Genomic DNA, 20,585 nt, shown 5'->3' with positions numbered 1-20,585 from the left:
AAAGTATTTTTAATTTAGCTACACTTGAAAGAGACAGGAGGGGATGGGAGTATGGAGAAGCTGAAAGTTGGAAGGGCAAGTTTAACATGGTTAAATGGTGGTGTAACACATTTGGATGGTGGTGCAATGTTCGGAGTTGTACCCAAAGCCTTATGGCAGCGAAAATATGAGCCGAATGAAAAAAACCAGATCGAGCTGCGAACAGATCCAATCCTGCTGCAGATCGACGGGAAAAATTTTCTGATCGATTCAGGCATCGGAAATGAAAAACTTACGGAAAAGCAATTGCGCAATTTCGGGGTTCTGGAGCAATCGGGGCTGGAAGAATCATTGAAGCAGTTAGATTTGTCGGTTAATGATATTGATGCTGTATTAATGACGCATTTGCATTATGACCATGCTAGCGGGCTGACGAAAAAGGTCAGGGAAGATGAATATGAGTCTGTTTTTAAAAATGCGGTGATTTATACATCAGAAGTGGAATGGCATGAAATGAGACACCCAAACATTCGATCGGTCAATTCCTATTGGGAAAAGAACTGGAAACCAATCGTCGAGCAAGTAAAAACGTTTGATAAAGAAGTTGAAATAGCAGATGGTCTGAAAATGATTCATACAAGCGGGCATAGTGATGGACACGCAATCATTGTTTTTGAGGAAGGTAATGAAACCTTGATCCATATGGCTGATATCATGCCAACACATGCACACCAGAATAAACTATGGGTGCTTGCTTATGATGATTACCCAATAAGCTCTGTCCATGAAAAGGAGAAATGGATGGATTTTGGTTACCGAAAAGAGGCCTGGTACACATTCTATCATGATGCCTATTATCGGGCAGTAAAATTCAATCAAGCAGGAGAACAGACTGAAGCAATTAAACGGGAAAGATATAATTACAGCTAGAAACAGACCGGCCATTTGGCCGGTCTGTTTTGGTCTTTTTTCCATAAGCTGCGGTCTTCATTTATTTTAATTCATCTGTTAATTTTTATTTAAATAGTTTCCTTTGTATCGACAATACCGCCAGTTTCTACATCGACATAGAATTCAAACTGTTTATTTTCCCCATCAACATTACGTGTAATGCCGCCGCGGTATGCACTGTAAAGCAGACCATTTTTTTCGATCTCCTCAGGTTTCATATAGATCCATGAACCACTGATTGGTCCTTTTCGCTTAAACATTTCTTTCGCGTTATTCAATGCTCTCTCGGGTGTTATCTTTTGATAGTTATTCACTTGCTCCTTTGCTAAATAACCTATAGCAACGCCCAATGCGGCGGCAAGAATTACTTTTTTTCTGCTCAATTCATTCACCTCTCGAAAAGATTAATTGATTCTATATTAGTTGTAAGTATACAGGATATAATTTTAAAATGAAAATCAAACATACCCGATTAGTGGAAAGTTTTAGATATATTCAGTTATACTTAGATAGAAAGTTCACTGAATATATGGGAAAGTACGGATAGTATGACTTACATAAAATGGAGGGGTCTAAATGAATAAAGAATCAATGGAACTATTTAAAACGCTGACAGAACTGCAAGGAGCACCGGGAAACGAACATCCGGTCCGTTCTTTTATGAAAACGGAATTGGAAAAGTATTCCGATGAAATCATCCAGGATAACCTAGGAGGGGTGTTTGGTGTAAAGCATGGTGAAGGGCCCCGTGTTATGGTTGCAGGACATATGGATGAAGTTGGCTTTATGGTTACACAAATTACCGATAACGGAATGATTCGGTTCCAGCCGCTTGGAGGCTGGTGGAACCAGGTTATGCTGGCCCAGCGTGTCCAAGTAATGACAGCAAATGGTCCAGTGATTGGTGTAATTGGATCGATCCCGCCACACTTACTGACAGATGCCCAGCGCAGCAAACCAATGGAGATTAAAAATATGCTGATTGATATTGGTGCAGATGATCGTGAAGATGCACTTGATATTGGCGTAAAACCAGGAGACACCATTGTTCCTATTACGCCGTTTGAACCGATGGCAAACAAAAATAAAATCCTCGCAAAAGCGTGGGACAATCGCTATGGATGTGGTCTGGCAATCGAATTATTAAAAGAACTTCAAAATGAAACAGTACCTAACCAATTATATTCCGGTGCAACTGTACAGGAAGAAGTTGGCTTGCGAGGATCTAAGGTGGCAGCGAATATGATAAAACCAGACATCTTCTATGCACTTGATGCATCGCCTGCAAATGATGCCTCTGGAGATAAAAAGGCTTTCGGCCAATTGGGTCAAGGTGCATTACTCCGAATTTTTGACCGAACCATGGTTACCCATAAAGGAATCCGTGAATTCATACTTGATACAGCAGAGACCAATGATATTCCCTACCAATATTTTATCTCACAAGGCGGCACGGATGCCGGAAGTGTCCATGTTTCCAACGAAGGGGTCCCATCGGCGGTTATTGGAATATGTTCCCGTTACATCCATACCTCTGCTTCGATTATTCACGTGGACGACTATGCAGCAGCAAAAGAATTGCTTATTAAACTAGTAAAAACGACAGACAGCAACACGCTTGAACAAATCAGGAATTCATAAATCAGGAGGAATAGCTGCCGATAGTGAAGGCAGCTATTTTAATGGGGGAACAAAATGGAGATTATTATAGGATCTGAGAATCCAACAAAGATTAGTGCGGTAAAAGAGATTTTCCCAACTGCCAGCGTGACTGCAATGGCAGCAGATTCAGGGGTTCCAGCACAACCTTTTTCCGATGAAGAGACAAAACATGGTGCGGTAAACAGAGCATTCCAATGTGCAAAATCCGTACCAGAAGCAATGGGGATTGGTTTGGAAGGAGGGGTCATGCATGTTGCAAACCAGCTATATTTATGCAATTGGGGCGCGCTTGTCACCTCTGAGGGAAAGGTGCTGACAGCGAGCGGGGCGAGGATTGCTTTGCCAGATGAAATTGAGGCAGGTCTCAGCGACGGAATAGAATTGGGGATACTGATGGATCAGTTTGCGAAGAAACAGGAAGTTAGCAAAAACGAAGGAGCGATTGGAATCTTTACAAATGATCTCGTCACTCGTATGGAAATGTTCGCACATGTGGTTAAGCTGCTGCGCGGACAGTGGGAATACCTTCTAAGAAAATAGAGGAAGATTTCGTCAGACCATTGAATTCCTATCAAAGCAAGAAGAAGGTTGGGTGCTTAATCCCAACCTTCTTCACATTATCATTCAAAAATATATGCCAGGACATCAAGGGCATGATCAATCGTATCCACTGTTACATTTGCTCGATTTGATAGTTCTTTTAATGGATGAATAATAGATTCAGGTCTGATTATGATGGTCGGTTTGTTCATCGTGATTGCTGTGCTTGCATCCATTGCAGTATTCCATTGTTTGTACTTCTCTCCAAATAACGCAATGACAACATCTGATTTTTGCATCAATACCTGTGTTCGGAAGTTATTGATACTTGAGGCAGCATCATCTTTATGCAGATCAGTTGGCTGTTCTCCTAAAATATGCTCGCCAACATGATCGGATCTATCATGATTCGTCTGCGGTCCCACAAAGGTGAGCGGCAGGTTTCTTTCATTTGCCTTTCTCTTTACATCTTCACGCCAGCTGTCATGGATTTGACCGGCCAAATAAACAGTAAGCTCCATTTTTATCCCTCCAAAATATAGCATCTACCATTCATAGTAAACGACTTTATCCGTATTGCAAATAAATGATAGCGCATACAGTAAAACGTGGTTTAAAATTTCCCCATTTAATAGTATGATATTATGTGGAAAAAAGGACTGTACAGGGGGAAACAATGTGAAAAATCCAATTTATATGTTTGGTGCAATTCTATTTGCGCTAATACTGGCAGGCTGCAGTCTGAAATCAGAAGAAACCGCAATTTCAGAAGCTGAAACTGCTGCTGAGGAAGCTTTCTATGATGAGGCACAGATTAAGGCCAATGAGGAAATAAATGGCGATCCGATATACATACCCGCCCATCTGACAGTGGAAAGCAATGACGAAAGCAATCTGATATTGGAAGATGGAAAGCAGACATACATCGTTTTCAAAAATCCAATTGAAAACGCACAAAGTGAAATGAATTTCAATGCTGCATCAAAGAATGAAAAAGTGTTAGTTCTGGAATCATTCAATAATGACACATCATTTGGCTATATCCGCATACTGCCGGAGATTGAAGAAGGCTACGAAATGCAAGTGGGCGTAGGGGGAGTGAAAATTACTACTTATACAACAAAAACAAACATGGAGCAGGATGCAGATGAATTGATGAAAACCGCAAAATCAATTGCAATGCAGCAGTAAAAAACAGGAGAATGTTTGTATCGTGATACAAGGGCCTAAATTATCCGCATTTGCCAAGGTAATAGGATAACAAAGTTAGAAGCGGGAGTGCGCGGAATAAACGAGGAAACCGCAGAATAAACGAGGAAAGCGCGGAAAAACCGAGAAAAGCGCGGAATAATCGAGAGAAGCGCGGAATAATCGGAGAAAGCGCGGAAAAACCGAGAGAACCGCGGAATAATCGGAGAAAGCGCGGAAAAACCGAGAGAACCGCGGAAAAACCGAGAGAACCGCGGAAAAACCGAGGGAAGCGCGGAAAAACCGAGAGAAGCGCGGAAAAACCGAGAAAAGCGCGGAAATATCCCAAAAAACGCGGAATCGACCAAAAAAATCCTCCCGCCCAACCCTGCCCTGCGTACAGTTCAAACCGGTTTCAAGCATCAGCCAAAAAGAGCGCGTCCTCGTAGACGCACCCTCCGGCTTCCCTGCAAAATAAGTGCGAAAATCTACGTTATTCCTGCTGTCCACTCCAGGCTGCATAATCCCAAACCAAGATAATTGAATCGGAGTGCAATCAAGGATATGATAAGGGGAGAAAGGACGTTGATGAAGGATGAAACATTTAGAATCTGTTGAACAGTTTAATGAGTTAAAAGATAATGAACAAGTAATTTTTATTTTTTCTGCAGGCTGGTGTCCGGACTGCCGTGTGATTGAGCCGGTATTACCAGAGATAGAGGATGCATATCCGCAGTATCAGTTTGTGGAAGTTAACAGAGATGAATTTATTGAAGTCTGCCAAGAGCATGATATCTTTGGGATTCCGAGTTTTCTGGCATTTACGGATGGGAAAGAGGCAGGAAGATTCGTCAGCAAGGATCGAAAAACGAAAGAGGAGATAGAACAGTTTATTGATGGATTAACTGCCTAATTGATGGTTTCAGGAGGTAACTGAATGTCGAAAATGACAAGCTTTAAATTAAAGAAAATATTGGAAGAACGGCTCTCGAATGAGAATTATAATACTTCATTCAATCGGGATACAGATACATTTCGGATAGAATGGAAGGAATCGAAGCAGGGAATATCCATTACGCTGCCGAATATGGTTGTGAAATATAACGAGCGCGGTGAAACAGCGATTGATGAACTGGAAGAGCATATTAAAGAGGCGCTCCGGATTATGGATGAGGAGCATCATCTCTCAGGCATGGAGAAAAATATCTATCCTGTTCTGCGTTCGCCTTCCTTCCCAACGGAGACCAAGGCAGGTGCCAAGCTGGTTTATAAAGACCATACAGCAGAAACAAGGATCTTCTATGCTTTGGATCTCGGCAAGTCTTACCGGCTGGTGGATGAAGAGCTTCTTCAAGAAGAGGGCTGGACGGTTTCCCGTATTAATGAAATTGCAGCCTTTAATGTGCGTTCACTTTCGCGTGAACCGAAACATGATCGTGTTGCCGACAATGATTTCTATTTTGTAGCGACACAGGATGGGTATGATGCCAGCAGAATTTTGAACGAAGTCTTTCTTGAAGAAATGAAGGCAAATGCCAAGGGGGATCTGACTGTTGCCGTTCCGCATCAGGATGTCCTGATTTTTGCTGACATCCAGAACAAAATGGGGTATGATATTTTAGCGCAGATGACGATGAAGTTCTTTGCAGAAGGTCGTATTCCGATTACATCTCTTCCGTTCATTTATGAAGATAAGAAATTGGAGCCCATATTTATACTTGCGAAAAACAAACCGGAGAAAAGCTAGGAAGGATGAGTTAAATGGATGTTTTTTATAATCCAGACGGAATCGGTGACGTCCTGCTGATTCCAATTAAAGATGGCGACAGATACGAGATTGAACATGAAAAGTTTGGTGATATTACGAAAATCACCACAAAAGCTGGTGATATTCTGGGATATAATATTTTCCAGGCTTCCGAGCATTTTGACCTGAAGGAAAAGGGCAAAATCAAGCTTACAGAAACCTTTTTACAGGAAATAAAGCAGTTATTCCAAGCAAATAATCTAAGCGACCCCCTTGATTTTGATTTGAGCCCGAAATTTGTAGTAGGGTATGTTACCAATAAAGGGCCACATGAAAATGCAGATAAGTTGAGCGTTTGCCAGGTCGATGTGGGTACGGAAACGTTACAAATCGTATGCGGGGCACCGAATATTGATGCAGGTCAAAAGATGGTTGTTGCCAAAGTGGGTGCAACAATGCCGAGCGGGATGAAAATCAAGGCTTCTGAGCTCCGCGGCGTTCCATCTGATGGGATGATCTGTTCTCAGAAAGAACTTGGTTTGCCGAACGCACCAAAGGAAAAAGGGATCTATGTACTGGATGATTCCTATTCCGCTGGGGAAGAGTTTGTATTTTAAATGGAGCAGCCTCTGAATGATACAGAGGCTGTTTTTTAATTACAGGTATCGATTCCGTTCCCCATATCTGTTTTCTGAATTCTGGATGATCCTGACAAGAAGCCTTTCTTAGATTCCTTTTCCAGATACATTCCAAATACATCCAAAAACTGCTAGAATAGAGAGTGAACTATTTTTAGGAAACAGAAATGAGTGAATGAAAATGTGGGACCAATGGAAAGAAAAAATAAAGAATATCTTTACTAAAGAAGTTGAAATTGAAGTAGAAGAAATTGTGGAAACCAAACCAAGCGATTTTCGTAATGGCGGAAAACAGCAATTGAAGGCAAAAATGACATATCAATATCCGGAGAGAAATGCATTCCGTTTCCCGGTGATACCGGATGAGCCACAAACAAATAAGGCAAGGGAGGATATCCCTGCCTATCAGAAAAAACAAAGTAAACGTCAGGAAAGGTCTTCCCAGGATAAAGAAAAGCATAACAATCAGCATAGAAAAGACGGGCAGACAAGCAGTGGTGGGGAAGAGAAGGCTCAAAGAATCGAGCCTCGGGAAAAATCGATACCAGGAAGAAAAGTATATAAGAAGGACCCGAGTATACCATTTCAGCCTACAGAAGTTCCATCCCCCATATACGGATTCCAAAAAAGAAGGCAGAATGAAGAAATTGAACAGATTCCTGCCTATAAACGTAAGGAACTTAACCAGGATATTTCCGATCAGACTAGCTCACTTTCTTCGGAAATTCAGAAAAATATACTTCCATCAGCAGGTAACGAGCCTGCGTCTGTACATCGTATAAATAATAGGGATTCGGAAAATGTCAAAGCAAAGGAAACTGAACCAAAAGAAGACATACCTTCTGAAAACACGCTTAATTCCAGTCTGAATCTGCATAAAGAAGAAGCAGCGGCCGCTATAGAATCGCGGGAGGATAGAGTGTCCGATGGGAAAGACGATTTAAATGAAGCAAAACGTGAACAGGAAAGACAGCGTAAGATGAATCCAATCAGTTCAAGGGAAAATAGAAGGGCATTTGATAGAAGAACTGGTGAATCCAAGTCAGAACCTTTTAATGTTCTGATGACGCCAAGGGATAAGAAGAATCTTTTTGATAAACAGAAGCGCACTGCCGCAAGTGAACGGCAGAACACGCCCATCCGGCCAGTAGAAGCGGAAAGTCGGAAATCGAGCCGGCAAAATTTGGACAAACCATATTTTGAAAGGGAAGCTGCGGACAGGAAGCGAGATGTGTTAGGCACACAGGCAACCTCAGATGGGGAAGCAGTGCAGGAAACGGCCCAGCAATCTGATAGCACACATGAACCTGTTGAAGTTCAGCAAGTAATCATCCCGGAGCAAAAGATTCATGTTCCATATCATTTGCTGAATGACCCTGTTGGAAAAAATACTGATGACCAGCTGTGGGTAAATGAACAGCAGCAATTATTGGAGCAGACTTTAAAGTACTTCAATGTTCGTGCCAAGGTTGTAAAAGCAACACAGGGTCCATCCGTTACGAGATTTGAAGTGCAACCGGAGATGGGAGTTAAAGTAAGCAAGATTAAAAACCTCTCGGATGATTTGAAATTAAACATGTCTGCAAAGGATATTCGAATTGAAGCACCGATTCCAGGGAAAAATACAGTAGGGATTGAAGTGCCGAATCTAAAGGCTGAGATGGTTGGATTGCAGGGAATTTTCGAAACTGCTGATTTTCGAGAGAGTAAATCTCCATTAAGTATAGCGCTTGGTCTTACGATAGAAGGCTATCCGAAGATTACCAATGTCCAGAAGATGCCCCATGGCCTGATAGCTGGTGCGACAGGATCGGGTAAAAGTGTGTGTATCAACACGATTTTAATCAGTCTGATTTATAAGGCGAGCCATGAAGACGTGAAGTTCCTTCTGATAGATCCTAAAATGGTGGAGCTTGCACCTTACAATGGGATACCCCATTTGGTGGCTCCGGTGATTACAGATGTGAAGGCAGCGACACAAAGTCTGAAATGGGCAGTAGGCGAGATGGAAGAACGCTATGAGAAGTTTGTCCAGGAAGGTGTCCGGGACATCGAGCGATATAACCAAAAGGTAGTCAAACAGGGAAGAGCCGATAAAAAAATGCCTTTTATCATCATTGTGATTGATGAGCTTGCTGATTTGATGATGATGTCTCCACAGGATGTCGAGGATTCGATTAGCCGGATCGCACAGAAAGCAAGGGCATGCGGGATTCACCTGCTCCTGGCAACACAGCGTCCGTCTGTGGATGTCATTACCGGTCTGATTAAAGCAAACATCCCAACAAGGATTGCTTTCAGTGTTTCATCCCAAATCGACTCCCGTACAATTCTTGATTCCAGCGGCGCAGAAAAGCTGCTTGGAAAAGGAGACATGCTGTTTGTTGAAAATGGTGCCGGAAAGAGCGTTCGTCTGCAAGGTCCATTTGTATCCGATGAAGAGATTGAGCGTGTAACCGCCTATGCTCGGACAATTGCTGAGCCGAATTACTTATTTGAACAGGAGGAGCTGCTTGAACAGCTCAGTATGGATGAGGACGTGGATGAATTAATGGATGAAGCCATTCAATTTATTCTCAATCAAAACAGTGCTAGTACATCCCTGCTCCAGCGTCATTTTAAAATTGGTTACAATAGGGCGGCACGGCTTATTGATTCGCTCGAGGGAAGAGGAATTATTTCCGGACAGAATGGAAGCAAACCGAGAGATGTTCTGATTGCCCAAAACCAGCTTGAAGAGTTTTAATTGTTTGTCTGAAATTGAAAAATTCTATATGATATAGAGACTATGGATAATCGATAAGGAGACATCATTATAATGAAGGAAATCAGTCAGAAGCTTTCAGGGAATATCAAACGTCTTACCAACAAAACATTTAAATTTGATGAACGCATCAAAGATGGTTGGTTCTCCGCTGTATACTTTTTAAAAACAAAAGAGATTGCCGAGAAGAAAATACCCCATAATTATGTAACCATGCAGTTTTTTCAGAAAGAGGATGCTGTACTGTGCGGAACCGATGAAGCTATTGCATTACTCCATAGCTTCGCCGATCATCCTGAAACATTGGAGATAAAATCATTGAAAGATGGAGATAAAATCAGTCCATATGAGACGGTAATGACGATTTCCGGATCCTATCAGCAGTTTGGCTTTCTCGAAGGACTTATAGATGGTATCCTTGCTAGAAGAACATCTGTGGCAACAAATGTATACAATGTGGTAAAAGCTGCGCGAACCTCCGGGGAGAAGAAGCCGGTTATATTTATGGGTGACCGTGATGACCATTATACGACACAGGCCGGTGATGGGTACGCTGCATTTATTGGGGGTTCTACCGCACAGGCTACACATGCAATGAATGAGTGGTGGGGCAAAGAAGGTATGGGAACGATGCCACATGCGCTGATTCAAATGTTTCGCGGAGATACGGTTGCAGCTGCAAAAGCCTACCATGAGATGTATCCTGAAGATGAATTGGCCGCACTTGTTGATTACAATAATGATGTCATTACGGATTCACTGAAAGTCGCTCGCGAATTTGGCGATAAATTAAAGTCTGTTCGCCTTGATACATCGCGAACACTCGTTGATAAGTATTTCCTTAGAAATCATCATTTAATGGGAACATTCGATCCGCGCGGGGTCAATCCTGAATTGCTGTTTGCTTTAAGGAAAGCACTGGATGATGATGGTTTCCAGCATGTTAAAATCATGGTGACAGGAGGATTTACGGAGGATAGGATTACCGAGTTTGAAAAAGCAGGTGTGCCAGTGGATATGTATGGTGTCGGCCGAAGCTTGCTACGGCTCAATATCGGCTTTACCGGTGATTTGGTTCTTTTGAATGGCAGTCCTGAAGCAAAAGAGGGACGGCGTTTCAGACCGAATCCCCGGCTTGAAAAGGTTGACTATCATGACCCGAACAAATAAGCTATACAAGCAGATACGGATCATCCAGTAAATATTCGTTATCAAAGCGATTCACTAATATTAATCAATTTTCTAATTATAGAGCAGTCAGTATAAAGTGTTTGAAACTAAATCGATCTTTGCTATAATGAAGCGGTATGAATATCCTTTCATACAATTTTTAGATAAATGTTTGTATGAACATGTTGGAGGTTCGTTTTATGACAACTTACCATTTTATTGGTATTAAAGGGACAGGAATGAGTGCTCTTGCACAAATCCTTCACGACTCAGGTGAAAAAGTCCAGGGCTCGGATGTAGATAAGAAGTTTTTTACACAGGAGTCACTGGAAGCAAAAAATATCCCGATACTCCCGTTTTCGGAGAGTAATATTAAAGAAGAATTTACCGTTATTGCAGGAAATGCTTTTTCAGATGAACATATTGAAATTCAGGAAGCAAAAAAACAGGGCTGTACCTTTTATAGATATCATGAATTCCTTGGCGAATGGTTAAAGCAATTCACAAGTATTGCCGTAACAGGGGCACATGGCAAGACTTCCACTACAGGATTGCTTGCACATGTTCTCAATGAGACTTTTCCGATTTCCTATCTGATAGGAGATGGAACAGGTAATGGACATGTAGACAGCAAATATTTTGTTTTTGAAGCATGCGAATACCGCCGCCATTTTCTGAGCTATGAACCTGATTATGCCATCATGACCAATATTGATTTTGATCATCCGGACTATTTTACGAGCCTTGATGATGTTGTCGATGCATTTCAATCAATGGCAGACCGTGTTAAGAAGTGTATTGTGGCATGTGGTGACGACGAAGAGCTGCAGAAAATCCATACCAAGGTTCCGGTCATCTATTACGGATTTGCCGAAACGAATGATTTTCAGGCTCAAAATGTCCAGGAAACAACTGAGGGGACACAGTTTGATGTGTTTGTAAGAAATACGTATTATGACACATTTACCATACCTATGTATGGCAATCATAATATCCTGAATGCATTGTCCGTCATAGCAATCTGCCACTATGAAGGCATTGTAGCAGAGGATATTAAGAAACTTTATTCATTCCAAGGTGTTAAGCGCCGATTTACGGAAAAAATGGCCGGAGATCAGGTTATTATCGATGATTACGCCCATCATCCGAAAGAAATCATGGCAACAATTGAATCTGCCAGAAAGAAATATCCAACTAAACAAGTTGTGGCTATATTCCAGCCGCATACGTTTACCAGAACAAAAACGTTCTTGCAGGAATTTGCTGATAGCTTAAATGAAGCTGATGATGTATACTTATGTGATATTTTCGGGTCTGCAAGAGAAGAATCAGGCCAGCTTACAATCAATGAATTACAGGAATTGATTCCCGACAGCAAGCTTCTTGATCTGAAACAGACGGAAGTGCTTCAGGAATATAAAGACAGTGTTTTAATTTTCATGGGTGCAGGGGATATTCAGAAATTCCAGAAGGCTTATGAAGATACGAAGAACCGCTCCATAAAGAACTAATTTATAGAACCATCAAGGTATATATTACCTTGATGGTTCTTTTTAATTAAGGGCATTCTAATAATGATTGATAAGTTTTGTATTTTTGCCTGATATTTCTCAAAAAATAGGGGTATATCATTAAAACAGGCACATATATACACTGCGTATTATCAGTCCGGAAGCTACTTCAGATAGCTCCACTTTAGAAAAATGATATGTATTGGAAGGATTTTTCCCATATTTGTCGAATTTGTTATTGGAAAGGGATATACTATAGCTATGTTTTTATCGATATAACGCCTTCTTTTTTACGTATGTTTACCATGGTTCATTTAGGGTATTTACTAAAGAAGATATCCTATTTAATTAGGTACAAAATGAAGGAAGGGAATTATCTGTATAAGACATGATTATTCGTACTACTACATACAAAAGGAGCTGATTCAGGAATGGAAATCATGTTGTATATTGCCGCACTTATCGCTGCTATCGCATTTGTGGTGCTGGTAGTATATGTAATCATCACATTGAAAGCAACAAAACAAACACTAAATGACGTATCAGGAACCGTACAGGGTCTGGAAAAGCAAATGCAGGGAGTAACTTCCGAAACAACACAATTGTTGAATAAAACGAATCGATTAGCAGACGATATTAATCATAAATCCGCAAAATTGGATGGACTTTTCCAAGGAGCCAAAGGTATTGGCGATACTGTCAGTGACTTCAATCAGACGTTACGGCAGCTGTCCAGTGTCATTTCACGAAATTCGAAAGAGGATCAGGAAAAGGCGGCACAGGCCGTTAAATGGGGAGCTTCCATCTTCGAATATTGGAATAAGAGAAAAAGCAAGTAATATATTAAGGAGGGAATTTTTATGTCAGAGAATAATATTAACACAAAGGATTTTATTATCGGTACATTAGTCGGAACAATTGTAGGTGCCTCTGCAGCATTGCTGTTTGCTCCTAAATCCGGCAGGGAATTAAGAGACGATATTAATCAAGGAGCTACTCAAGTGAAATATCGTGCTGGGGAATGGAAAGATGTTGCCCAGGAGAAAAGTTCCGGGTGGAAAGATAAGGCCTATACAACTGGTTCGGAGTTAAGAAGAAAAGCAATGGACACGACTTCCCAGCTGACCAAAAACGTTAGTCAAAAGACAATGGAAGTTAAAGACAATGTTGTTCAGAAATCAAAGGAATTAAAAGACAATGCAATCCAGAAAACGCAGGAATTGAGTGACGATGCTTCCCAAAAGGCGGCAGAAGTAAAGAATGATACTAATCAAAAAGCTGCTGAAGTAAAGAGCGATGTCAGTCAAAAAGCACAGGAAGTAAAAAAGGATGTTACCAATAAAACGCAAGAAGTGAAAAATACAGCTGCTTCTCAGTCAAAAAATGCTGCTGCAGCGAAATCAAATAATAACGCATCCAAAAAGCCGGCGGCAGATCCGAAATTAAAAACGAATACAAACAAATAGCAAAAAGACCGCTGCAGATTTATTCATGCAGCGGTCTTTTTCGTTTATGGGCAATATGAACCCATAAAACATCATTTAGCTCCATCTGATTTCCAGTCGGTCACCAGTCTGGATTTCCGCATCAAATGCTGTCTTTTGATCGTTTTTGTAGAGTTTAAAGTTGCCATTTACCATCGATATATCAAATTCAGCAAAACGGAAGATATCCTGAAATATAAACGGTTCCGGACTTTTTTCTTTGACTTTCAATGTGTCGTTAAATTTTACTGGACTTTCCAATTCTAGTTGTTCTACCCCACGCAAAACAGAAACGAGGATTTGCTTCATCACTATGCGCTTGTCGTTAAAAGTAACTGTAATGGTCCGGATATACTCAATATCCAACTGCTGAAGCAAATCCTGAACGGTTGGATTGCCTGCAGATTTCACTTCGAGTCTGTCATTATGCTGCATTTTCTGTTCAACAGTCACGTTTTCCCCATTTAGGAAAACCTTAGTCTCACCTTTATCAATGGAAATCTTCCGGTTGTCTACGTAACAGATGAAAGGTTTCGTACTGTTTAAATTCTCTGTGCTTCTTGAATAGAGGAAGTCTTTAATAGACTGAGTCTTTTTCCATTCAATGATATCCCTATCCTTTATTAGGTAATCTTTTGTTCTTAACTGGCCATTTACGTAAAGGGAGGATTGAAGCTGATAGGCCTTCCCCTGATAAAAAATGGTCATCGCTGGTACTTCTCCAATAAGTTCCTCCAATGTGACTTCTGCTGCTGCCCCTGGACTTCCGGCAATGACACTGATATCATCCCTGTTTTTGATTGGAGCGTCCATACTAGCTTCTTTATTGTTCAGGTAAATGGTCGGTGCAGTTCCAAAACTGCCTGGCACAGTAATTTCTGTTCCATTTACGTTAATTATGGATGCAACTCCGGGTTTTCCGTATAGCTTATTCAATTCGATTCCTGCCTGAATGAGACAATCTCCTACAGTCAATTGCTTCATTTCAAATAGGCGGATCATCTTCTTATTTACTCGGACACTTACATAATGCACAGGGTTTTGCTTTGCTGCAATCGCAATACCGATGGGAGTGACAAAGTCTGGCCCCTGTGGAATATGTTCATTTTTGACAAGGCTTTGGATGGCATCACTTCCGCGCACTGCAACACGATTGGCCGGCAAATCCAGCTTGTTTGCAAGAGCACTGGTCAAGTCAGGCGTGAGGCTTCCGCCGCCAACAAGCATAATCGCCCTAGGTGACTTGGCGTTTAACTGAAGAATCTCATCTGAAATGGCTGCTGCCAATCTATCGACATGAACAGAGATGTCTGCAACGAGCGCATCATATGTAATCGTGGACTCAAATCCCAGTATATCGGCGACTTTATCCTGTCCTTCATTAACAATTCGCCGTTTTGTTGCTTCTGCCTGTGGGAAATCAAGCAAATAATGATCGCTGATCGCCTCGGTGATCTCATCACCAGCAACTGGGACCATGCCATAGGCTACAACTGTTCCTCTATCGGTTATTGCAATATCACTTGTCCCTGCACCAATGTCAACAAGTGCTACATTAAGACGGCGCATCGACTCAGGAATCAGCACATGGATAGCGGCGATTGGTTCGAGTGTTAGTGCCTCCATTTCAAGATCTGCTCTTGCCAGTGCAGCGAGCAATGATTCCACAACTACTTTAGGAAGAAATGTAGCAATGATATCAACGGAAGCTTCTTCACCACTTTGTTCAATCAGTGATCCAATCAACTCTTTATCCAGCCTGTAATGGAGAACGGAGTAACCAACACAATAATAATTGGTATAATCATTGTCTTTCTCCTGTCCGGCCAAGTCCATCTGGGCAGCCTGGACGGCGGTAAGTTCCAAGTGTTTAATTTGTTCATCATTCGTGATCGGCTGTTGAAGAAGTGAAATCGAAGCAGTTGCTTCAATCGTCTTCAATGCCCTACCTGCAGCAGCGACACATGCCTTCGTCAACACAGTACCGGATCTTTCCTCAAGCGTATCTTTTACTTCTTTAATTACATCTGCAACTGCTACAACATTATGTATCTGTCCGTCACGCATGGAACGTTCGGTATGTTCTATTATACAATAATCTATTACGGAAAACTTATCCTGCTGTTTTTCCAGTAATAGACCCGTTACGGAGCGGGTGCCAATATCAAGTGCGAAGATAGGTGATTCCAATGTTCAGCACTCCTTCCAATTTGCTAGTACTCTTATATAATCGGATATTCAAACGTTGATTTGAACACATAATCTATGATTAATAGAATAATATCTACTATATTATAAACTTAATGATGACAAATAAAAGAATTTTAGCTATAATTGTCACTAATTATTAAAAATAGCTAAATTTTGAATCAGGGGGCGCATAGGAAATGAGTAACGAAATGGAGCAGCTACGAAAGCAAACAGATGATGTGAATTTGGAAATTCTAAAGTTAATAAATCGACGTGCAGAGCTGATTCAGCAAATTGGTCAGTTGAAAACGAAGCAGAGTATGAAGCGCTTTGATCCAGTGCGTGAAAGGGAAATGCTGGATAAGATCAAGGAAAACAATAACGGACCATTCCAAAATGCGACACTTGAGCATATTTTTAAGGAAATTTTCAAAGCAAGTCTTGAATTACAGGAAGACGATCACAGCAAAGCTTTACTCGTATCACGTAAAAAGAAGCCGGAGAATACGGTTGTCGACCTCAAAGGCGAGAAAGTCGGTGACGGAACAGCGAGCTACGTATTCGGACCATGTGCAGTCGAGAGTTATGAACAGGTTGCTGCTGTAGCAGAATCAATTAAAAGTAAGGGATTGAAGCTGCTTCGCGGTGGAGCCTTTAAACCTAGAACATCACCATATGATTTCCAAGGGCTTGGTGTAGAAGGCCTGCAAATTCTAAAACGTGTCGCTGATGAATATGATTTGGCAGTTATAAGCGAAATTGTGAATCCAGCCCATATTGAGGAAGCTGCCGATTATATTGATGTAATCCAGATTGGTGCAAGAAACATGCAAAACTTTGAATTGCTTAAAGCTGCCGGTGATTCCAATAAACCAGTATTGTTAAAACGCGGCCTGTCTGCAACCATTTCAGAATTCATCAATGCTGCCGAATATATAATGTCCCGCGGCAACGGAAATATTATCTTATGTGAACGCGGAATCAGAACCTATGAAAAGGCAACCCGCAATACACTTGATATCTCAGCTGTACCTATTTTAAAACAGGAGACCCATCTTCCTGTCATGGTGGATGTGACCCATTCCACGGGCAGAAGAGACCTGCTCCTTCCAACAGCCAAAGCAGCACTTGCAATTGGCGCTGACGGTGTCATGGCAGAGGTTCACCCAGATCCCGCTGTAGCATTATCTGATTCAGCACAGCAAATGGATATACCAACATTTGATAGCTTTTTTGAAGAAATTAAAGGATTGGAAAACCGTTTGAAATAGCAGTACCCGGGCTGGTCAACATGATCAGCCCTTCTTTTTATTAACATTTCAGATGAAGATAACAAATCGCCACATCCAGCACCATCAGAAATATGCTTCTGTATAGGTTTTATTGTGCAAATGGGGTATTTGGCTGAGCGTGGAAAAAGGAGCAGGAATGGCGGAAATAATCGGATTAGCGCGAAATAATGAGCAGAACTGCAGAAATAATCGGAAAAGCGCGGAATTATTTGTTAGAATCGCGGAATTGCTGCCAATCGTTAACTGGGCGTATATGTCCAACACACGGATTCCAGTTATTTAAAGTTAACGTTCCTTGTAAAAGATAGCACTATTAGTTACTGGTTGTGATGACAGCTTGATTTTATAATGAAAAATTTTGTAATTTTTTTCATGGTAGAGTATCATATAGAGAAAGAAGTCGATTTGTATTATTTTTAGGAGGTAGACTTAGATGAACATTACGATCTATGACGTAGCAAGAGAGGCAAACGTCTCCATGGCTACGGTTTCACGTGTTGTTAATGGTAACCCGAACGTTAAGCCAACAACACGCAAAAAAGTCCTGGCAACAATTGAAAGATTAGGTTATCGCCCTAATGCTGTTGCAAGAGGACTGGCAAGCAAAAAGACAACAACTGTGGGAGCGATTATCCCGGATATTTCCAATATCTTTTTCTCTGAACTTGCACGCGGTATTGAGGATATTGCAACCATGTATAAATATAATATTATCTTAAGCAGTTCTGATCAGAATAAGGACAAGGAAGTTCAATTGATTAACACCATGCTGGAAAAACAGGTCGATGGTATTTTATTCATGGGAGGAAATATCACCGATGAGCATATTCACCAATTCAAAACCTCTTCGGTACCGGTCGTTCTCGCTTCTACATATGACCCAACAGATACAATTCCTTCTGTAAATATTGATTACGAGCTCGCATCCTATGAAGCAACAAAAAGTTTGATTGATAAGGGCCATCAACAGCCTGCGCTTGTTACCAGTGAAGCGGAATCAAGTGTCAGTGCGCTTAAATATAATGGATATATCCGGGCACTTAAGGATGCGTCCATTACAGTTAATGAAGACTTGATTTTCAAAGGGGAATATGGTTACAAGAGCGGCCTAGAAGCCGTAGAGAAATTCCTTGGTCTTGATAATAAGCCCACAGCTGTGTTTGCTGCATATGACGAACTTGCATTAGGTGTTATTCACGGTGTGCAGGATCGCGGATATAAAGTTCCTGATGATATGGAAGTGTTTGGTTTTGATAATACGCGACTTGCTACAATGGTCCGGCCAACACTGACAACCATTGTTCAGCCGACATATGATATAGGTGCAGTTGCAATGAGACTTTTGACAAAGTATATGAATAAAGAACAGGTAGACGATAAAAACGTCGTATTACCACATCGAATTGAGTTCAGAAACTCAACATCAGAAAAATAATACCGATATAATAATAAATCAAATAGTGTTCAAAAAGTTACGAGCGGCTCTAAAGCTTTATCGATACCTTTTTGGACGCTTCTTATTTTAATGGGACCTGTGAGCTCCAATAAAATATTGATTTTCAGCAAAGATATAATGGGGAGACAAATAAATATGAGAAAACGTGATATATTAACTCCAATCGGTATTACATTAGGATTTATTATGATAATGCTAGCGATCTTAACGAACAGTGGAACAGACGGTTTAGCCTCCTTTGCAGATATTCCATCTATTTTTGTTGTAATTGGCGGTCTGATTGCATCGATGCTGATTACATTTAAAAAGGAACAAATCAAGATGACTGGTAAGGTCTTAAAAGAAGCATTTAACAAAAATGATATGCAGCTGCCGGAATTGATCCATCTGTTCATTCGTTTATCTGAACGTGCGAGAAGGGAGGGAATTCTCGCTCTGGAAAACGAACTGGAAGATGTAGAAGACCCTTTTATCCGAAAGGGAATATTACTTGCAGTCGATGGAATCGAACCAGAAGTGATTACAGATATTATGAATGCTGAAATTACTGCAATGGAAGACAGGCATTATAAAGGAAGATTGCTATTTGAAAAGGCAGCAGATTATGCACCAGCATGGGGAATGATTGGAACATTGATTGGACTAGTACTGATGCTGAATACACTGTCCGATCCAAGCACACTTGGACCTAGTATGGCAGTTGCCCTCCTTACAACCTTGTATGGAACCGTTCTTGCCAACTTGGTTTTCACACCAATGGCTGGAAAATTGGAAGCAAAAACAGAAGAAGAAATTTTTACAAAACAAATTATTATAGAGGGCATCATTGGTGTTCAGTCAGGTCAAAATCCACGTATTTTGGAAGAAAAACTTGGCGCATTTTTGACGAACGATACCACAAAGCGAAAAGTAAATGAGGAATCTGCTAGTTACGTGGGGGAGAGCGTAAATGGAGCGTAGACAGATGAGACGGAAAAAAAAGGAAGGTGCACCAAAATGGATGGTAACCTATTCAGATATGGTTACACTTGTTCTCGTTTTTTTCATCCTTCTTTTCTCCATGTCCCAAATCGATCTGACTAAATTCGATACGATTTCAGAGTCGTTCAGAAATCGCATGATCTTTGATTTTTCTTCATCCGCGGTGCCGCTGGATAACTCAGCAGACAATTTAGACCAAGATGAGAAAGATGAAATGGAACCTGATTCTGATACACCAACAGAGGAAGTTAGTGACACTGTTAGTTCTTCAACGGAAGATGATTCTTTGAATAAACTGGTAAACAATGTCGAAAGCTATATGGATGAATATGATCTAAATAACGTTGTATCCGCAAATCGAACTGAGCGGGGTGTCGTTCTTGTACTGCAGGAAAGCATTTTATTTGATTCCGGCGAAGCAGACATACTTGTGGAAGGACAACCGTTTCTCGATCGGATTGGAACCCTGCTTACGGATATACCAAACAATGTAAAAGTGGAAGGGCATACCGATTCCCGACCAATCTCCAATTACCGATATCCATCCAACTGGGAATTATCCGGTGCAAGAGCAAGCAGTGTAGTCAGATATCTCATTGAGGAAAACAACCTTGATGTCTCACGTTTTTCTACGGTTGGATATGCAGATACAAAGCCGCTCGTACCAAATACATCCGAAGAAAACTGGAGTCAGAATCGCCGCGTTGAAATTGTAATCTTAGAAAAGGGTAATGAAGAAGAAGGAACTGACAGCTGATCAGTTCCTTTTTTATATGCTTCAAACAATGGCAGGAGTGAGAGAACATCGAAAACCCCGGGAGAGATCTGACCGTTGAGCGAAAGGGAATAACGAGCAGCCGCGCGGAAAAAAGAGCGGCGGCGCGGAAAAAAGAGCAGGGGCGCGGAATAAACGGCAGAAGCGCGGAAAAAACAGAGGAACCGCGGAATAATCAGCAGCCGCGCGGAATAATTAGTAAAACCGCGGAATAATCAGCGAAAGCGCGGAATAACGAGCAGAATCGCGGAAAAAAC

20 protein-coding genes are annotated in these 20,585 nt (G+C 41.3%); 16 read left to right on the top strand and 4 right to left on the bottom strand.

The features are described from left to right. Positions 1-51: 51 nt before the first annotated feature. A complete protein-coding gene (locus OMHG_RS12595) occupies positions 52-909 on the top strand; it encodes a YtnP family quorum-quenching lactonase (RefSeq protein WP_010651230.1) in 858 nt (285 codons plus the stop codon). A gap of 89 nt (positions 910-998) precedes the next feature. On the opposite strand, the gene OMHG_RS12590 is transcribed toward OMHG_RS12595, so the two are convergent. Continuing rightward, on the bottom strand, positions 999-1,313 hold the full coding sequence (locus OMHG_RS12590) for a PepSY domain-containing protein (protein WP_010651229.1): 315 nt from the start codon (positions 1,311-1,313) through the stop codon (positions 999-1,001). 193 nt (positions 1,314-1,506) lie between these two features. Here OMHG_RS12590 and OMHG_RS12585 point away from each other — a divergent pair, with 193 nt between their 5' ends. Both OMHG_RS12585 and OMHG_RS12580 read left to right on the top strand, forming a co-directional pair. Beyond that, positions 1,507-2,571 (top strand): M42 family metallopeptidase, encoded by a 1,065-nt coding sequence (locus OMHG_RS12585; protein ID WP_010651228.1) that lies wholly within the window; start codon positions 1,507-1,509, stop codon positions 2,569-2,571. A 54-nt stretch (positions 2,572-2,625) separates the two neighbouring features. After that, positions 2,626-3,132, top strand: coding sequence for a DUF84 family protein (locus tag OMHG_RS12580; RefSeq protein ID WP_010651227.1), 507 nt, complete (start codon positions 2,626-2,628; stop codon positions 3,130-3,132). Positions 3,133-3,212: 80 nt separating this feature from the next. Here the strand turns inward: OMHG_RS12580 and OMHG_RS12575 are convergent, their stop codons facing one another. After that, complete coding sequence (locus tag OMHG_RS12575; RefSeq protein ID WP_010651226.1) at positions 3,213-3,653, bottom strand: YtoQ family protein; 441 nt, start codon at positions 3,651-3,653, stop codon at positions 3,213-3,215. 157 nt (positions 3,654-3,810) lie between these two features. Between OMHG_RS12575 and OMHG_RS12570 the strand changes: the two genes are divergently transcribed. Then, positions 3,811-4,323 (top strand): hypothetical protein, encoded by a 513-nt coding sequence (locus tag OMHG_RS12570; RefSeq protein WP_010651225.1) that lies wholly within the window; start codon positions 3,811-3,813, stop codon positions 4,321-4,323. Between the two features lie 75 nt (positions 4,324-4,398). Here OMHG_RS12570 and OMHG_RS18380 read toward each other — a convergent pair whose 3' ends face one another. Beyond that, a complete protein-coding gene (locus OMHG_RS18380) occupies positions 4,399-4,743 on the bottom strand; it encodes a hypothetical protein (protein WP_147629068.1) in 345 nt (114 codons plus the stop codon). A gap of 172 nt (positions 4,744-4,915) precedes the next feature. Between OMHG_RS18380 and OMHG_RS12565 the strand changes: the two genes are divergently transcribed. The 8 genes from OMHG_RS12565 to OMHG_RS12530 all read left to right on the top strand — a co-directional run bounded on the left by OMHG_RS12565 (position 4,916) and on the right by OMHG_RS12530 (position 13,616). Then, complete coding sequence (locus OMHG_RS12565) at positions 4,916-5,233, top strand: thioredoxin family protein (RefSeq protein ID WP_010651224.1); 318 nt, start codon at positions 4,916-4,918, stop codon at positions 5,231-5,233. A gap of 24 nt (positions 5,234-5,257) precedes the next feature. Continuing rightward, positions 5,258-6,067, top strand: a complete 810-nt coding sequence (locus tag OMHG_RS12560; RefSeq protein WP_044476933.1) for a DUF1444 domain-containing protein — start codon at positions 5,258-5,260, stop codon at positions 6,065-6,067. Positions 6,068-6,081: 14 nt separating this feature from the next. Continuing rightward, entirely contained in the window at positions 6,082-6,684 is a 603-nt protein-coding gene (gene ytpR / locus OMHG_RS12555; RefSeq protein ID WP_010651222.1) for a YtpR family tRNA-binding protein, read from the top strand. A gap of 202 nt (positions 6,685-6,886) precedes the next feature. Beyond that, positions 6,887-9,451: a DNA translocase FtsK gene (locus tag OMHG_RS12550; protein ID WP_010651221.1), complete on the top strand. Its 2,565-nt coding sequence runs from the start codon at positions 6,887-6,889 to the stop codon at positions 9,449-9,451. A 72-nt stretch (positions 9,452-9,523) separates the two neighbouring features. Continuing rightward, positions 9,524-10,639, top strand: a complete 1,116-nt coding sequence (locus tag OMHG_RS12545; protein WP_010651220.1) for a nicotinate phosphoribosyltransferase — start codon at positions 9,524-9,526, stop codon at positions 10,637-10,639. 200 nt (positions 10,640-10,839) lie between these two features. Continuing rightward, positions 10,840-12,150 carry a UDP-N-acetylmuramate--L-alanine ligase gene (murC, locus tag OMHG_RS12540; RefSeq protein WP_010651219.1) on the top strand — a complete coding sequence of 437 codons (1,311 nt, stop codon included), beginning with the start codon at positions 10,840-10,842 and terminating at the stop codon, positions 12,148-12,150. 431 nt (positions 12,151-12,581) lie between these two features. Continuing rightward, positions 12,582-12,989, top strand: a complete 408-nt coding sequence (locus OMHG_RS12535) for a DUF948 domain-containing protein (protein ID WP_010651218.1) — start codon at positions 12,582-12,584, stop codon at positions 12,987-12,989. A gap of 21 nt (positions 12,990-13,010) precedes the next feature. Beyond that, positions 13,011-13,616 (top strand): YtxH domain-containing protein, encoded by a 606-nt coding sequence (locus tag OMHG_RS12530; RefSeq protein ID WP_010651217.1) that lies wholly within the window; start codon positions 13,011-13,013, stop codon positions 13,614-13,616. Between the two features lie 75 nt (positions 13,617-13,691). Here the strand turns inward: OMHG_RS12530 and pilM are convergent, their stop codons facing one another. Further along, complete coding sequence (gene pilM, locus OMHG_RS12525; RefSeq protein WP_010651216.1) at positions 13,692-15,824, bottom strand: pilus assembly protein PilM; 2,133 nt, start codon at positions 15,822-15,824, stop codon at positions 13,692-13,694. Positions 15,825-16,021: 197 nt separating this feature from the next. Between pilM and OMHG_RS12520 the strand changes: the two genes are divergently transcribed. The 4 genes from OMHG_RS12520 to motS all read left to right on the top strand — a co-directional run bounded on the left by OMHG_RS12520 (position 16,022) and on the right by motS (position 20,310). Then, a complete protein-coding gene (locus OMHG_RS12520; RefSeq protein WP_010651215.1) occupies positions 16,022-17,095 on the top strand; it encodes a bifunctional 3-deoxy-7-phosphoheptulonate synthase/chorismate mutase in 1,074 nt (357 codons plus the stop codon). Positions 17,096-17,549: 454 nt separating this feature from the next. Beyond that, positions 17,550-18,551: a catabolite control protein A gene (gene ccpA / locus OMHG_RS12515; protein ID WP_010651214.1), complete on the top strand. Its 1,002-nt coding sequence runs from the start codon at positions 17,550-17,552 to the stop codon at positions 18,549-18,551. A gap of 156 nt (positions 18,552-18,707) precedes the next feature. After that, entirely contained in the window at positions 18,708-19,532 is an 825-nt protein-coding gene (gene motP, locus OMHG_RS12510) for a flagellar motor protein MotP (RefSeq protein ID WP_010651213.1), read from the top strand. Beyond that, positions 19,522-20,310 carry a flagellar motor protein MotS gene (gene motS, locus OMHG_RS12505; RefSeq protein WP_010651212.1) on the top strand — a complete coding sequence of 263 codons (789 nt, stop codon included), beginning with the start codon at positions 19,522-19,524 and terminating at the stop codon, positions 20,308-20,310. Before motP ends, motS begins: the two co-directional genes overlap by 11 nt. The last annotated feature ends 275 nt before the right edge of the window (positions 20,311-20,585 follow it).

This window comes from Oceanobacillus massiliensis str. N'diop, assembly GCF_000285495.1.
GTDB lineage: Bacteria > Bacillota > Bacilli > Bacillales > Amphibacillaceae > Oceanobacillus > Oceanobacillus massiliensis.
The sequence above is the reverse complement of the archived record's forward strand: the minus strand, read 5'-3'. Positions and strand labels throughout refer to the sequence as shown.

Coding starts and splice junctions, on each gene's coding strand:
- OMHG_RS12595 (WP_010651230.1), top strand. CDS start 52: ATGGAGAAGCTGAAAGTTGGAAGGGCAAGTTTAACATGGTTAAATGGT.
- OMHG_RS12585 (WP_010651228.1), top strand. CDS start 1,507: ATGAATAAAGAATCAATGGAACTATTTAAAACGCTGACAGAACTGCAA.
- OMHG_RS12580 (WP_010651227.1), top strand. CDS start 2,626: ATGGAGATTATTATAGGATCTGAGAATCCAACAAAGATTAGTGCGGTA.
- OMHG_RS12575 (WP_010651226.1), bottom strand. CDS start 3,653: ATGGAGCTTACTGTTTATTTGGCCGGTCAAATCCATGACAGCTGGCGT.
- OMHG_RS18380 (WP_147629068.1), bottom strand. CDS start 4,743: ATGCTTGAAACCGGTTTGAACTGTACGCAGGGCAGGGTTGGGCGGGAG.
- OMHG_RS12565 (WP_010651224.1), top strand. CDS start 4,916: ATGAAACATTTAGAATCTGTTGAACAGTTTAATGAGTTAAAAGATAAT.
- OMHG_RS12560 (WP_044476933.1), top strand. CDS start 5,258: ATGTCGAAAATGACAAGCTTTAAATTAAAGAAAATATTGGAAGAACGG.
- ytpR (WP_010651222.1), top strand. CDS start 6,082: ATGGATGTTTTTTATAATCCAGACGGAATCGGTGACGTCCTGCTGATT.
- OMHG_RS12550 (WP_010651221.1), top strand. CDS start 6,887: ATGTGGGACCAATGGAAAGAAAAAATAAAGAATATCTTTACTAAAGAA.
- OMHG_RS12545 (WP_010651220.1), top strand. CDS start 9,524: ATGAAGGAAATCAGTCAGAAGCTTTCAGGGAATATCAAACGTCTTACC.
- murC (WP_010651219.1), top strand. CDS start 10,840: ATGACAACTTACCATTTTATTGGTATTAAAGGGACAGGAATGAGTGCT.
- OMHG_RS12535 (WP_010651218.1), top strand. CDS start 12,582: ATGGAAATCATGTTGTATATTGCCGCACTTATCGCTGCTATCGCATTT.
- OMHG_RS12530 (WP_010651217.1), top strand. CDS start 13,011: ATGTCAGAGAATAATATTAACACAAAGGATTTTATTATCGGTACATTA.
- OMHG_RS12520 (WP_010651215.1), top strand. CDS start 16,022: ATGAGTAACGAAATGGAGCAGCTACGAAAGCAAACAGATGATGTGAAT.
- ccpA (WP_010651214.1), top strand. CDS start 17,550: ATGAACATTACGATCTATGACGTAGCAAGAGAGGCAAACGTCTCCATG.
- motP (WP_010651213.1), top strand. CDS start 18,708: ATGAGAAAACGTGATATATTAACTCCAATCGGTATTACATTAGGATTT.
- motS (WP_010651212.1), top strand. CDS start 19,522: ATGGAGCGTAGACAGATGAGACGGAAAAAAAAGGAAGGTGCACCAAAA.